Source organism: Herpetosiphon sp. NSE202, from assembly GCF_042688385.1.
Lineage (GTDB): Bacteria > Chloroflexota > Chloroflexia > Chloroflexales > Herpetosiphonaceae > Herpetosiphon.
This window is the reverse complement of record NZ_JBHUPY010000018.1, coordinates 1-14,179: the sequence shown is the minus strand read 5'-3', so window position 1 is coordinate 14,179 and position 14,179 is coordinate 1. Positions and strand designations below refer to the sequence as shown.

General features: G+C 50.7%; 9 protein-coding genes. All 9 read right to left on the bottom strand.

What is annotated here, in order from left to right; genetic code table 11:
- Positions 1-5: 5 nt before the first annotated feature.
- The 9 genes from ACFMKP_RS20470 to ACFMKP_RS20430 all read right to left on the bottom strand — a co-directional run bounded on the left by ACFMKP_RS20470 (position 6) and on the right by ACFMKP_RS20430 (position 13,672).
- Positions 6-1,667, bottom strand: coding sequence for a glycosyltransferase family 39 protein (locus ACFMKP_RS20470; RefSeq protein ID WP_382294598.1), 1,662 nt, complete (start codon positions 1,665-1,667; stop codon positions 6-8).
- Positions 1,668-1,669: 2 nt separating this feature from the next.
- Complete coding sequence (locus tag ACFMKP_RS20465; RefSeq protein ID WP_382294596.1) at positions 1,670-3,871, bottom strand: hypothetical protein; 2,202 nt, start codon at positions 3,869-3,871, stop codon at positions 1,670-1,672.
- A gap of 2 nt (positions 3,872-3,873) precedes the next feature.
- Positions 3,874-5,583 carry a lipopolysaccharide biosynthesis protein gene (locus tag ACFMKP_RS20460; protein ID WP_382294594.1) on the bottom strand — a complete coding sequence of 570 codons (1,710 nt, stop codon included), beginning with the start codon at positions 5,581-5,583 and terminating at the stop codon, positions 3,874-3,876.
- A complete protein-coding gene (locus ACFMKP_RS20455) occupies positions 5,584-6,252 on the bottom strand; it encodes a class I SAM-dependent methyltransferase (RefSeq protein ID WP_382294592.1) in 669 nt (222 codons plus the stop codon).
- Positions 6,242-7,465, bottom strand: coding sequence for a glycosyltransferase family 4 protein (locus ACFMKP_RS20450; protein WP_382294590.1), 1,224 nt, complete (start codon positions 7,463-7,465; stop codon positions 6,242-6,244). The genes ACFMKP_RS20455 and ACFMKP_RS20450 overlap by 11 nt, the downstream gene beginning before the upstream one ends.
- 480 nt (positions 7,466-7,945) lie before the next feature.
- Complete coding sequence (locus ACFMKP_RS20445) at positions 7,946-9,382, bottom strand: DUF2079 domain-containing protein (protein WP_382294588.1); 1,437 nt, start codon at positions 9,380-9,382, stop codon at positions 7,946-7,948.
- Between the two features lie 317 nt (positions 9,383-9,699).
- Positions 9,700-10,803 (bottom strand): glycosyltransferase family 4 protein, encoded by a 1,104-nt coding sequence (locus ACFMKP_RS20440; RefSeq protein ID WP_382294586.1) that lies wholly within the window; start codon positions 10,801-10,803, stop codon positions 9,700-9,702.
- Positions 10,803-11,642 (bottom strand): methyltransferase domain-containing protein, encoded by an 840-nt coding sequence (locus ACFMKP_RS20435; RefSeq protein ID WP_382294584.1) that lies wholly within the window; start codon positions 11,640-11,642, stop codon positions 10,803-10,805. The genes ACFMKP_RS20440 and ACFMKP_RS20435 overlap by 1 nt, the downstream gene beginning before the upstream one ends.
- A complete protein-coding gene (locus ACFMKP_RS20430) occupies positions 11,636-13,672 on the bottom strand; it encodes a hypothetical protein (RefSeq protein ID WP_382294582.1) in 2,037 nt (678 codons plus the stop codon). The genes ACFMKP_RS20435 and ACFMKP_RS20430 overlap by 7 nt, the downstream gene beginning before the upstream one ends.
- Between the last annotated feature and the right edge of the window lie 507 nt (positions 13,673-14,179).

The window sequence follows — 14,179 nt, the reverse complement described above, 5'->3', positions numbered from 1 at the left end:
CCTTTTTAATTAAGTTCAAAGATGGCAATTGGATTATTGCTATCATTTGGGCGTTGGAAGCGCTGAATCACGGTCGTAATGCTGCTAAATGGCTGATTTGGCACAAAGCCATCGCGCCGATCGAGCACTGGTTTATCGGCCACGCCCAAACTGCTGAGCAGCAATTGGCCATAGATTTTAAATTGAGTCAAGGTTGTTGGCACGCGATGCTCAGGCCGTTCGCCAAATTGATAACTATAAAACTGAACATGATCGGCCATGGTTCCCTCTTGATCGATCAAGTGGGTCACGCCTTTTTCGCGCAAATAATCGAGCATCCGCCGTTGATCGTAGACTGCGAGAATATCGTTATTCAACTTGCCATCGATATTGAGCACATGATGGCCTGAATAATATTGATAAATGCCCGAGTTTTTGGCTCCAATCAAGGCATCGCTGGGCAAATTATCGCGCATCCACAAGGCTGCTTGATACATCGTTGGCTGCGATTGGCTGGGCGCGGTTTCTTTTTCGCGCCAAAACTGCGAGCTATCCAGCGTTTGGACAATTAACACTCCAGCGATAATTGCTGGCACCGCCAAATAGCTAATTGATGGCAGACGTTGCAGCATAGCCGCCAAAGCCCAGGCCAGCAAAATAATCACCGCCAGCGACCAAGGCACAAAGTGGCGTGGATTGTCTTGCTGCATCATATAGCCATAGTACACCAAGGGAATTGGCAGGTAGAGCAAGAGCGGCAGGCCAAGCCAAAGCTGGCGGCCAACCCACAAGCCCACAAAAATGCCAAAAATCGCCAGCCACATTGCTGCGCCCACAACCGAACGCCCCAAAATTTCCATCGAAATTGCGCTATTTACATACCAGCCATCGATGCCATTTGAGATCGCATAGGAGTTGACGTAGCTGTGCAAGTAGGTCAAGGCTTTGCCGCTGCTTGGCGAAAACGAGCCAAAGACCGTCAAATTGCGCCAAAAATAGGGCACGAGCAAGCCAAATGTCACCCCAACATAGGTGGTAAGCATTGGCAATTCGCTGCGTAAACGCTTGGCTCGCAAAGCCCAAATCAGGCGCGCTGCGGCAATTGAGGCAAACAACAATGCGCCATCCAAGCGAGTCAGAATCATGGCGGCGGTCAATGCAGCCAAACCTAAATTATGGCTCAGCTTCTCGGGCTTGATTTTAACCGCAACCAACAAGGTCGTGACCCACATCAACAAGGCCATTGAAGTTTCCATGCCGTTGACGGTAAGCCGCACGAGGGTTGGGTTCAAGGCATACAACACCAAGCCAAATAACCCAGCTTGCCAGTTCATCCAATGTTTGAGCAAATGCCACAATGGCCACATTACGGCGCTTGCCAACAGGGCGCAAATCACCAAATTGGCCGTAAAGCCAAAGGCCAAATTATTTGGTACTACGACATATGGGAGCGCGCCCAAGGTCAATGGATAGAGCGGATGAAAGCCATTGGTTGGGGTGATGCCATCAGCAGTAATGCCTTGGCCTAGCGCCCAGTTGCGGGCAATGGCCGTGACCATCCAAGCATCATCTTCGAGCACCAGCAAATGGGTTTGCAGGGGCAACAAGGCGAAAATGAGCCGCAAGAGCAGGCCAAAAACGCTGACTGTAATGATCAAACCACGGATTGCTTTAACAGAAATATTCATAGTTATTGCTCAAATAGGCCACTATCGCGGCGAACAAACATGCGAATGCCCCGACCTTCGGAGCCACTTGCTTCAACCAGTCGATAGTTTGGCTCAAACAATGGATGGCTGGTGAACATCGGCGCTGCAACCCATGGAATCAGGCTTGGCTTGCGCTCACGCAGCACATAATCGGGGTCTTGCTTTTCGTGGCCGGGCTTGCCAGCCTTACTCGGGTCAATCGGAATATGCGCAATATGTAGGTCGGTCAAGCCATGGGCATCGATTGTTGTCCGTTCTGCATAATAGGGAATTGCGCCGGCTGCGGTAACGGTCAGTGTCGTGTCTGCTGGCGTACTATCTTTAATCCACAAGCCAACTTCACGATAGCGATTGACCACATCGGTTTCGTACCACGCCGCCGAGCCAATCGTCAAGGGGCGATCTTGGCGCAACGGTTGCAGCAACAATAGCAGCAAGCCAGTGGTTGCCACAATTGCCCCCGCCCCAAGCCAGCGCCGATACTGCCAAAGCTCGCTAATGCCCCAACTGGCCAACAGCGCAAACCAAGGCACAGTTGCAACCATAAACCGATAGCCAGGCATCCAATCGCCGCCAACGCTAATTGTATAGCTGGTATATAACCCAACCAGCGCCCAAGTCAGAATGGCCAAAAGCGGCAATTGTTTGCTGCGATACCAACGCAGCCCACTTGCCACCAAGCCAAGCCCTAAACCAAGCCAGCCCAAATAGTAGCTGCTATTGAAATCGATAAAATAGTTGATGCCACGTTCTGCTTGTTTGGCCGTGCCGCCAACTTTGGCATAAAACGTATTGGGCAATGGATAGCCATAATACCACCAGCGCGCCAGCCAATAGGGTATAAAGCTGAGGCTCAACATGCCAGCATAGCGCAACAATGGCTGCCATTGCTTAGCCCGCCAGCTTTGCCAAATCGCCAATAAGCCAATAATGCCTGCCAACAGGATGCCATCGGGGCGGGTCATAATTGTCAGGGTCGTGGTGATCGCTGCATAAACCCAAGCCTGATTAATTGCCAACAAGACTGTGGCCAGAATGCCAGCGCAAAACAACGCGGTTTCCATGCCACTGCCCAAGCTGGTATACAAGAGCAAGGGCAAATTCAGCAACATCAAAGGCGCTGCCAAGGCCATCCAAGCACTTTGATGCAAGCGATGCGCCAGGTGTAGGCTCAACAGCACAATGACCATGCCCAAAAGCAAATTGGTTGCATGAGTCACCAAAATTGGGTCGGCTCCAAGTTTAATCGTCAGGCTACTAAGCAACGTCCAGAGAAAGTTAGTAAAGCCCTCGACCCGCTCATCAAAATTAAAAACCAAGCCATGACCATTGGCCAAATTGGCTGCATACCGAAAGGAAATAAACGCATCGTCCAAAATCCACGAGCCAAGGATTTGCGGGCTGCTGATCAGCCAAAAGCTGCTGATTGGCAACGCTACCCAACGCCACAGCTGCGGCAACTTGCGCAAGCTCTGCCAACCAAGCACATTGGCCAAGACCAAACTTATTAGCAAAAAGCCCTTGGGCAAGAATTGCGGCTGATAGCCATAAAAGCCCAGTAGCCATTGGCCAAACACCACACAAGCAAAGCCAAATGGAATCTCCCATAGCACCATCAGCCCTAGCCCAAGCGCCAAGCCAAGCCAAACCCATAACGATTGGGCTGGTTTTGCCGCCAAGGCCTCGATTTGGATACTTTGCACGACGATGCCCAATGTGCGTTGATCGGGGCTTTGCCATTCCTCAGAGGTCAGATCAAGCAAAATATCGTGGTCGGGGTGGGTTAGGTTGGCGGGCAATTGCACCTGATACCATTGCCATTGGTTGCTCAGCGTAAGGTTAAGCAGCCGTTGCTGATTGACCGTCACGGTCAGGGGCATGGTTTGGCCATCGGTGCGGCAACCGCAAATCAACATGCGAATTTGCAACGGAGCCTCGACGTTTTCCCAATATGGAAAGGCAATGCTGCCGCGGCCACCTGTCCAGCGAAAGGTGCCTTGCTCAGTGCGCTCAACTTCTTTAAAGCCATAGAAATTGCGAAAGCTTTGGGTTTGGCCTTCAACCAAAAACTCGCCTTCGCTGCCCATCGCTACATTAATGCTTGGGCGGGCGGCTGGAAGCAAAAAAATAATGGCGCTAATGGCGATCAGCACCAGTGGTAAATATCGTTTAAATCGCTGCATAGCTATAATACGCGCCGAAGCACGCCCTTGAAAGGAAGTTTCATGGCCAATAAACGCTCGCGCTCAGCTGGATCAAGTCCGCCGAGCAAGCGCAAGGTTAGCAAATATAAGCCTGCGCCAAGCGCTGCAAACAGCATGAGCGGCAAGAGATTGGTGATTTTGGCTTGCCAACCAGCAGCAGCTTCAGGCATCGGCCAAAGTTGCATCAAGCCAAACAATGCGACTGCAAAACTGGCGCTGGCAGCACAAACCCGCAGCCAAAAACGCCATGGCAATTGCAGTCCTAAATTGCGCCACCCATAATAGAGCGTGATCACGCGGGTGGCAACTCGCACCGCCCCAACCGCAATCGCCACTCCCAACATGCCATAGCGTGGCAAGAGCAAAAACACCAACGGCACGCTGATAAAGGCAAACAAGCGCGAAATAATCACCGCCCGATATTGCTCGTAGACCATCAGTACGTTATGCGGCACGCTCAGCAACGATTCGCCAAACGTAAAGGCGATAAACACAATAATCAGGCTGCTGGCATCGGTGTAGAGCGGATACAGCACCGCCACCATGCGCGGCGTTAAGAGCGCTAAGCCCACACCTGCTGGCACAATCAATAGCCAAATCATGCGCGCCAAGCCGCCATGAGCATCTTGCAACGATTGCGGATCGCGGCGCAATTTGATCCGCGAAAGCAGCGGAGTCATCACGCCGTTGAGCGGCATCCAAATATAGCCCAGGTAATCTTTGGCAAATTTGTAGGCAAACGCCAAAATTGCCACATCGCGTGGGCTAAGCTGCGTCACCGTAAACAAGGTCACAAACTGAATATCATAAACCCATGTGGTGATTTGCATTAAATAGGAGACGGCGGCAAATTTGGCAAAACGCTTGGGCAAGGCTGGATCGACAGCTTCGCCATCGCCAGTATTCGAAAGCTCGCGGCTGGCACGGATTGCTTGCCAAGCTGCCATCAACACGCTAACCAAGGGCGTAAGCACTAAGCCAATCAATACCCCGGTAATGCCCCAGCCCAATAAAATGAAAATCGTTACCAAAATTGGCTGGAGCAAGGTTGTTACGAGGGTGATGAGGTTCCAAGCCCGTTGTTTGAAGTAGGCAGTCAAAAACTGCATAAATACATCAAACAGTGCGCCCAAAATCAACAAGGCGCTAACCACCAGCATATACCAGTGGCTTTGGCTCTCAATTTGATCGATTACGCTGAGCGTGCCAGTGCGTTGATTTTGCAGTTTGCTGAGTTTGCTGGTTTGGTCGGGCGTGGCTGGTTGCTGTTGCAGCGTGCTAATTTGGGTTTCGATTTCAACAATCTCTTGCCGTTGCTGCTCGATGAGATAATTGCCCATGGGTTGGGCCAGCAGATTCAGCCCGAGCACCAGCACCGCCATAATTGCCAGCTTAAGCCCAATCATGCGCCATAGAAAGCGCAAAACGCCTTGGCGACCTTGGCGTTTTTCCACTTCGGGGATGAAACGGGGCAAACTACGTTCGATGCCAAGGTCGGCGTATGTGCCAATCGAGGCAGCCAAACTTGTCAAGAGAAAAATCAAAGCGACCTGCTCAGGTGCAAGCCGCCCGTAGTAAATGACACTCGTGATGATGCCAACTAAAAAGCGGGCTGGAAACAGCAGCGTATTCCAAAGCGTTGCGCTCCAAACCTCACTGGTGAGGCTTCGCTGCGGTTTGTTCGATTGCACTTAACGTACTCCAGTGGCTACCATCCCATTTCCGATCAATGGCGGGTAGGGAATAGCAAGCGGGTTGCGATGTGGTGGCAACCAGCGAATTGGTTTAAAGCCAGTTTTGATCCGTGGTTGCTGGAAGCCTGCGGTTTTGAGATCTTGCCGCAAGCGCCAAGGGGTATACAAATTAATATGGGTTGGGTCGGTATCGCCCGACCACACTTTGCCCACCAAGGGTGCTAAAACCCGCCGAATATCCCAAAGATTGGGCGTAGTCAAAAAGACCATGCCGCTAGGTTTGAGCACTCGCGCGCATTCCAGCAAAAATTCAACCCCATCGGGCACATGCTCAATCACTTCGTTGGCGAGCACCATGCCAAAGGTTTGGTCGGCAAACGGAAATCGTGGCGCAGCATCCATCTGCACCAGATCGACTTGAATCAGTTTTGCTGCTTCGCGCAAGGCATAAATGCTGGGGTCGGCTCCGATTGCGGTGGCCCCACGGCTGCGAATATAGCGCAAACCTGGGCCAGCGCCACAGCCAACATCAAGCACCGGCCCTGCTGGTAAACGCTTGGCCAAGCCGCCAAAGGTAAACATGCGGCGATATTGCACGGCAATTTTGCGGTCGGATTTGCTGACCTGCGGCGCAAAATAGCTAGTTTCGTCGATCTTAGTGCTCATTGATTACTCGCGTATAGACCTGCTCTAAAGCGGTCGTCCATCGGGCCGGATTATACCATACCTCGCATGTTTGCTGGCCATTTTGGCGTAGCGCGGCGGCCAAACGCGGCTGGCTAAGAATCAAATTGGCAGCTGCTGCCAAGGCTTCGGGGTTGTTATAGCCCGCCAATAAGCCGTTTTGGCCATGGCGCACAATTTCATTAACCACCGGAATATCGCTAGCAACCAAGGGCGCGCCCGCCGCCATGGCTTCGAGCAAGGTCAAGCCAAAGCCTTCGTAGCGCGTCGGCGTGAGATAGACATCGCAATGGCGAAAGAGATTGACCAAGGTTGAATCATCAACCCGGCCCAAAAAGTGAATCTGTTGCTGAATTTGCAGCTCTTGGGCGATGCGCTCAACTTCTGCGCGTTCAGCATGGTTGATGCCCGAAACCATCAACAGATTGGCATTTGGGTATTGCTGCAAAATTGCTGGCATCGCCCGCAGCGCCAAATCGTAGCCTTTGCGCGGAGTCAATTGGCCAACAAACAAAATCCAAGGCCGGCTTGCGCTCAAGTCGGGTACGCTATCGGGCGTGGTGCTAATCGCCGAATCATCAATCCAAAGCGGAATCACGCTTGCCTCTTGCTGTAAGCCCATGCGTTTCAGCTCATCGGCCTCAAATTGCGAGCAAGGAATCAGGTGATCAGCTTCCCACAGCGGGCGGTGCAAACGCCAATTGCGTATATGATCACGCATGGTTCGCCACGAGCGGGCTGCTTTGATGTGTTGCCAAAATTGCTGCTTGGTCCAAATTGGCCGTTGATAGTGGATGGTGGTTTCAAATGGCCGCTCTCGATCATCGACCAAATAGGCATCGTGATACGGCCCGAGCCATGTATAGACTGTCGGAATCTTGTGGCCTTTGGCCCAAGCACTGGTTTGGGCGGCTAGCACATTGCGCGGATGCATAAAATGAATCAGATCTGGCTTGGGGCCTTGCTCCAAGGCCTGTTGCAACTCGCGGTTTGGCGCATAGCCCGAACGCACCCGCTGAACGGTCACGCCCTCAATAATTTCGTGACGCGCAGCCAAGGCAGGCCGTTTGGGATCATGGGTGCCAATTGCGCGGACATTATGTCCACGTTGGGCCAAACCCAAGGCCACAATTCGCTCTGGCCAGTTGCGAAAGGTTGCGGTTACTCCACCCAAGCCAACGATCAAAATCTTCATCTATCTATCCTTAATTTTTAACGCAGAGGCGCAGAGGATATATGGCTAATGGCTATATGTAGTGGTTTATCAGGTTAACCATTGCCTGATCCCCCCACCCCCAACCCCTCTCCCACGTGGCGGGCGAGGGGCTTTCATCTCGTGGTTCTTGCGTAATACGTCGGTAAAATCAGCGCTCCCCTCGCCCGCGTTCAGTGGGAGAGGGGCTGGGGTGAGGACATGCACATGGTTGCCAATCCAATGAACCAGTACAATTATAGGCTATTGCGACATTCCAATCCTTAATTTTTAACGCAGAGGCGCAGAGGATATATGGCTATAGGTTATAGGCTATTGGCTATTGGATTGGCAGATCGTCGAAATACCCACAATTGTTCCGATAGCCTAGAGCCTTCAGCCTGAAGCCTTTCATTCTTTCTCTGCACTTCTGCGTTAAAAACGTTTCCCTCTTCGTGCCCTTCGTGTTCTTCGTGGTTTCGGTTATTGCTGTTTCAGGAGCGCAAAATCGCCAGCCTCGGCCACAATGACCCACGCCGGATCATTCAAATATTTATCCAGAGCAGCGCGGGTAACCGAGCTATTGCCCGGTGGCCGCCGATCAACGACCAAATACTCGGCGCGCTCGATATATTCGGCGGGATACGATTTATTGCCTGGGAAGAAGTAAATTTCTTGGCGTTGGGCAAGGTGCGGTGCCAGGAATGTGCTGGCTGCCACGGCGGCATTATCAGGCACTTGGGCCAAAATTGCTCGTGCATCAGCCGCTCGGGTAGGATTTTCGCGATTGCCCAAAGCAGTTTTTACCACGTTGTTAAGCGTCAAATTGCCAATAATCCCAATCAATAACAATCCCAGAACCGCGCCATGGATTACTCGCTCGCGCCATAGTTGGTTGCGAATCGTCCAGCGGGTGAGATTGAGCAGGCCTTCAACTGATGCCACAATTAAAAATGGATACACCAGCGAGCCATATTGATAATTGAGGCTAAATTGCACCGCGTTGGGTGAGATCAAGTTGAGCGCCAAGACTGGCAAGGCTAGCAGCAAGGTTGGGCTAAGCAAGGCCAAAAATCCACCAAGCCCAAACAATTGCCACAAATATTTGAGTTTTGGTGGCTCGGTCATGACGCTGAAAGCAAGGGCTGGATTGGTCAGCATCGTCGTGATCACATCGCCAACAGTTTTGCCAAGCCTGCCATAACTATAAATATCAGCAATAAAATCGCCCTCGCTGAAGGCTGGCACGATAATGCCCAAGGCAACCGCAACCCAGGCTGGCCCCAGCACCAAAGGAAATGCAATAAACTTCCAAGGTTTGCGTTGCCAAGCTGCATACAAACCAAAGGCAATTAATGTAAAACCAGCCTCAGTTTTGGTGCACATCATCAAAAAGAGAAATAAACAATACCAACCCAAGCGTTCGCGGCGCAAATAGAGCAATGCTGCTAACGCAAACGGAATCATGAATGAGCGCAATTGAAACTCATACATATTGATATGCTGTGTGGTTGGATGCAATAAATAGATCGCGGCAACTACTAAAGCATGCCATGGTTTAGGCAATAGATCACGAATAATTAAATACAATGGCCACGCTGCAATGCCCAAAGCAATCGATTGTAAAACCAATAAAGTATATGGCGATTGATAAATGCCATACAATAATGCTAAAGGCAATTGCAATAACACTGGGCCATCATCAAAATCGTAGCGCATCATGGCAAATACCGAGATTTGGAATGGTCGGCCATGCAAGGTATTCCAAATCGTTTGCTCGTTGCCAGCCATATCGAAGCCTTGGCGAAACCATGCTAGTTTCAGGCACGATAAGGTCGCAAAAACCGCTACATAGCCCACTATCATTGTCGCGAGCAGCGCTTTGGCATATTTATCAATCGTTGCAAAAAATCGTTGCATTGTTATTCCATGGTGAGGCTATAGGCTGATGGCTATTGGCTACAGTCGTACCAAGTTCGATCCATCAATCAAGGTTAAGTTTTTGATCCACGAAGAGCACAAAGAGCACGAAGATGTGGCTATAGGGTCTAGGCTACAGGCTATTGGATTGGCAGATAGTCGAAATACCCACAATTGTTCCGCTAGCCCAGAGCCTTCAGCCTGAAGCCCTTTATTCTCTGCGCCTCTGCGTTAAATCTAGCTTCATAGACTCGAAAGCCAATAGCCTATAGCCTATAGCCATATGTTCTTCATCCCTCATCCCTCATAATTCATCCTTATATAATGCTCTGATATACCGCTTCAACCCGCTCGGCCACTGCCGACCATGGAAACAACTGCTGCACTCGTTGGCGACCAGCCTGCGCTAGTAGCTCGCGATAGCCAGCATCAGCACAAAGCTGGGCAATGACCCGCGCTAAATCGGCAGGATCTTGGGCAATAAACCGCTCACCAGTGCTGCCAGCTTGCACCACATCATCATAGCCACGCCACGACGAAGCCACCACCGCCTTACCACAGGCTTGGGCTTCGGCCAACGCCATGCCAAAGGTTTCCGAGGTGTAACTTGTGCCCAGCACCAAATCGGCGCAGGCCAAGTAGCGTGGCAATTCGCTGTGGGCAATTGTGCCAAGCAAGTGTATACGATCAGCAATGCCCAACTGCTGAGCATAATCAGCTAGTGCTTGGCGCGTTTCGCCATCGCCCAAAAATGCCAAATGATAATTTTTGTCGAGCAAACTCAAGGCAGTAATTGCATCATGCTGGCCCTTCCACGGCATCATCCGCCCAGGGTGGACTAGCAACCATTTTGCGTCGCCAGCGATGGCTTGGCGTAAGTTTGGATCTGGTGCTAATGGCCGAAAATGCTCAAGATCGACCCCATTGTAAACCACTGTTGCTGCGCGGCCATAATGCCCTTGCAAGGTTTCTGCATTGTAGCTTGAGCACGAAAGCAACGCGGCTGCTAAATTCATCAGCTGTACATCGCCGCGAAAAAAATCTTCGCCATGGCCATGATAAATGGTTGGAATGCCATGGCGCTTGAGCAACGGCGCAACGACCAAATCATAGGGCTTGTGAATATGCACCAAATTGGCAGTTTTCAAAATTGGCCAAGCGCGCGGCAACAGCGACAAGCGTTCGGCCAATTTGCGCCAGGCATAGGCTCGGCGTAACGGCCCCCACGCCAAGCGTTCGCGAGCAATAAACGGAAATTTTAGGACCCGCAAACCAGGCATTGGCCGTTCAATTGAGCCATTGCCACCAACAAGCGTCACCCGATGGCCAAGCCGAATTTGCTGCTGCGCCAACTCCCAGACAAAGCTTTCAACCCCGCCAACTTTGCTGGTCGTGGTCAGATTGTAGTGAATAATATGCATTACCACAGCACCAATTCGTAGGTTCCTTTGACCAAATCGCGGTACAGGTAATAGGCAGGGAGGCCCAATTTAAGCCGATAGGCCAGATCGCGCAGCTTGCCTTTGAGGCCTTTGGCGCGGCGTTTGCTGCCATGCTGAATCTCCAGCGCTTCCATATCGGCAACTTTAAAGCCGTGTCGTTGGGCCAAATCGCGAAATTGGTTCATCGTGTAGTAGTGCATTTCGCTCAGCCGTTGGCGATCTTGCAATCCCATTGCTTGTTTGGTTTTAAGCCGATTGACGACCAAGCGATCAGCCATACTGCGTGGCAGCCAATTGATGCCGCGAATATGATAGTGTGGGTCGCGCCATGCCCAGCGATTAATAATTGTCAGCAAGACCCGCCCACCAGGCCGAATCACCCTCCGCAATTCAGCCAACATCGCTGCTGGGTCTTGCACATGCTCAACAATATCCCAGCAAATTGCCAAATCAAAGCTATTATCAGCAAACGGCACAGCCTCGCCAACTGCATTCAAAATTGGCAAATTGAGAGCGTAACGCGCTGCACGGAGTTTGCTGATCTGGCAATAATCACGATTGAATTCAGTTGCAACAGGGTGCGCACCAGCTTGGGCCAACGCCACCAATGTGCCGCCCATGCCACAGCTAATTTCCAGAATACGGCTGTTGGTAAGCTCGCCACCAAAACGCTCGATTAATGCTAAGCGTTCAGCTTGATAGCGTTCTTGCCAGATGCGTTTTTCGCGCCAGGAGGCATAATCTGGCCGCCAGTTCATTGGCTCGACCCAATGGTCAATTTGCTCGATCAAACGAGCTTCATTCGTATCGACTACCATATTTGTTTCACCGATGCAATCCGCCGTGTCCATAATTCAATCGACATAGCAAACAAACCAAGATAGGCCAAGCCAAAGATAATGCTGCTCCAGCGCCAACGTTTTAGCGCCAAATCCATCAACATCGCCATCAAAATCGCCCACACTGGAATCAAGAAAATAATGTGTTTATCAACCATCGGCACGGTGCGGTCGATTACGGTAAACAGCAACGAAACCGTGATCATCGCACACATCCAAATCGAACCCATCCACAAACGCGTTTCTGGCTGACGCGTGCGCAAGCGGGCAATGACCCACAAGGCAAATGGCAGCAACAAGAATGGCACTGTTAAGCCGTGGTTCCATAAACGGGTGCGATAAGCGAGGAAGTTATCGTAGGCAGTTGGCTGATATTGAATCGCGCCGACCGCTGCTTGGCCTTCAGTAAAGGTCGTGGTGAAATAGGGAATCGTTTTTTCGATGATGCCTGGAATATACAACCCATAATAAACAATGGTTGAGCCGAGCACCCCGACCAGCATGGCCGTAATAACCGAGCGTGCTTGGCGACGTTCGCTGCGTTTGGTGATGGCGATATAGCTCATCCAAATACACAGCAACAAGCCCAAGAATACTGCCATCACCGTGTACATCAAAAATGCGACGGTCAAGAGTGCGGCGAAGCTCCACCAAACCTTACGCTGATCAAGCTTGCCCCACGCGCCAATCACAAAGGCAATGCTCATAAATGTCCACCACATGCCAAAGGTGGTTGGTACATTGCCCCACGAATGCAGCAAATACGTTAATGGCACAACATTATAGAATGCCGCTGCCAACAACCCGACCCGCCGTGGAAAATCAAACGAACGCGCAAAGAAATAGATCAAGAAGATATAGCTCGAATCGATAATTGAGCTAAATATCTTGGCGGTTGTTTCCATCTGGAAGGGCAGCAAGGCAAACGTGGTGGCAAAAATATGGAAAAACGGCGAGTATGGAATAATTGGCCGCTCTTTGCCAAATTCCTTTTCAGGCATCACCGACTCATTGAATGCGCCAGGCTTATACATTTCGGCCAAGCGTCCATCCAAAATCCAGCGTACCCGTTCCATATGCCAGTGAATATCGATCGCGATCATATAAGGATACACTTGGCCAGCTGCCTTGATCCAAAAGCCAAATAAAAATAAGCCAAGCAATATCGTTAATGTACGTGGCTCTAGTTCGATGCCACCTTTACGCATGAGCCAAGGCACGATTTTGCGCAGAATTGCAATTAAGCCAACGCTCAAGCCCGCCAGAACTGCCAAATTTGGCAGCCAAAAGGTATGTGGCACGCGCGCTAGCATGACTGGTAAGGCCAAGCCAACCCCAATTGCTGCGCTGAGGCCAACCGCCCAAGGCCAATTGATGCCCGTCAGCAGAATGCTCGCGGCGATGCCAAGCAAAATAAGGCTCAGCAAAACTACTGCTACCAATGGTGGCAAGAATGGGCGACTTTGCGTTGAAGCAAGATCAACATTAAATACTGCAACCCCGAGGGTCCGAGCGCTTGCAGTTTGTTCCTGATATAAATTTGAGCGCAAGCCAAGCGCCACATTACCGCTGGTCGTTGCGCTTGCTGGAATCAAGGCATGAATAATTCGTGTCTCATTGGTATCGGGTAGCGCGATCGCTGCATTTGAGCCAAAATCAAGCACCGCATTAACTGGGCTTGCATCAGGATGTTGAGTCAACACATCGATTTTGGTAGTCCAACTGCCACGGCCAGCTAATGGCACGCCAATAGTTGCCTCGCCGGTTGTCCAGCGAAACGAACGATTATTGCCTTGACTAACTTCGCCAGGCGAGAAATTACCTTGGAGAAACGGCGGATCATAATAATCGCCAAGCGTAATTGTTGTGCGAGCCTGCCACTGATAGCTAATTGTTAATATCAATAAAGCCCAGAGCACAAGCCCGCCGATAGCAGTCAGCCAAGTGCGCCATGGATAATCAAATAGTGATGAGCGATTTTGAAAAAACCTTGAACCATCCAATTGCATATATCGTTACTCTATTGCTAAAAAGATACGTAATGTCAGATTTTGCCTGAGCAATTATAGGCGATCACCCTACCTTTGCAACCAATTTGACAAGCAAGCCACTTTGCGGTAGACTTCGCGAGCTGTCAACGAATGACTTGAAACGAGTCACGACGCGACAAACCGAACGAAATCAACCACAAGCAAGGGTTTGACAAGAACGATTAAATGTGGTAGACTTCACGGGCTGTCAACGAATGACTTGAAACGAGTCACTACACGATAAACCGAACGAAATCAACCACAAGCAAGGGTTTGACAAGAACGATTGAATGTGGTAGACTTCACGGGCTATCGATTGATAGCAACGATGTGAGATAAACATCAAACAACTGGCAACAAACTTCCGTTTGGTTCGTAAAATAAACCTGCGGATTTTTTATCGCCAAACTGCACCTTTCCAACTGATGGGTGCTGCGTCCGCAGCACATTCCATGCATCAATATTTTTCTTTTTGTCACCGTCAAT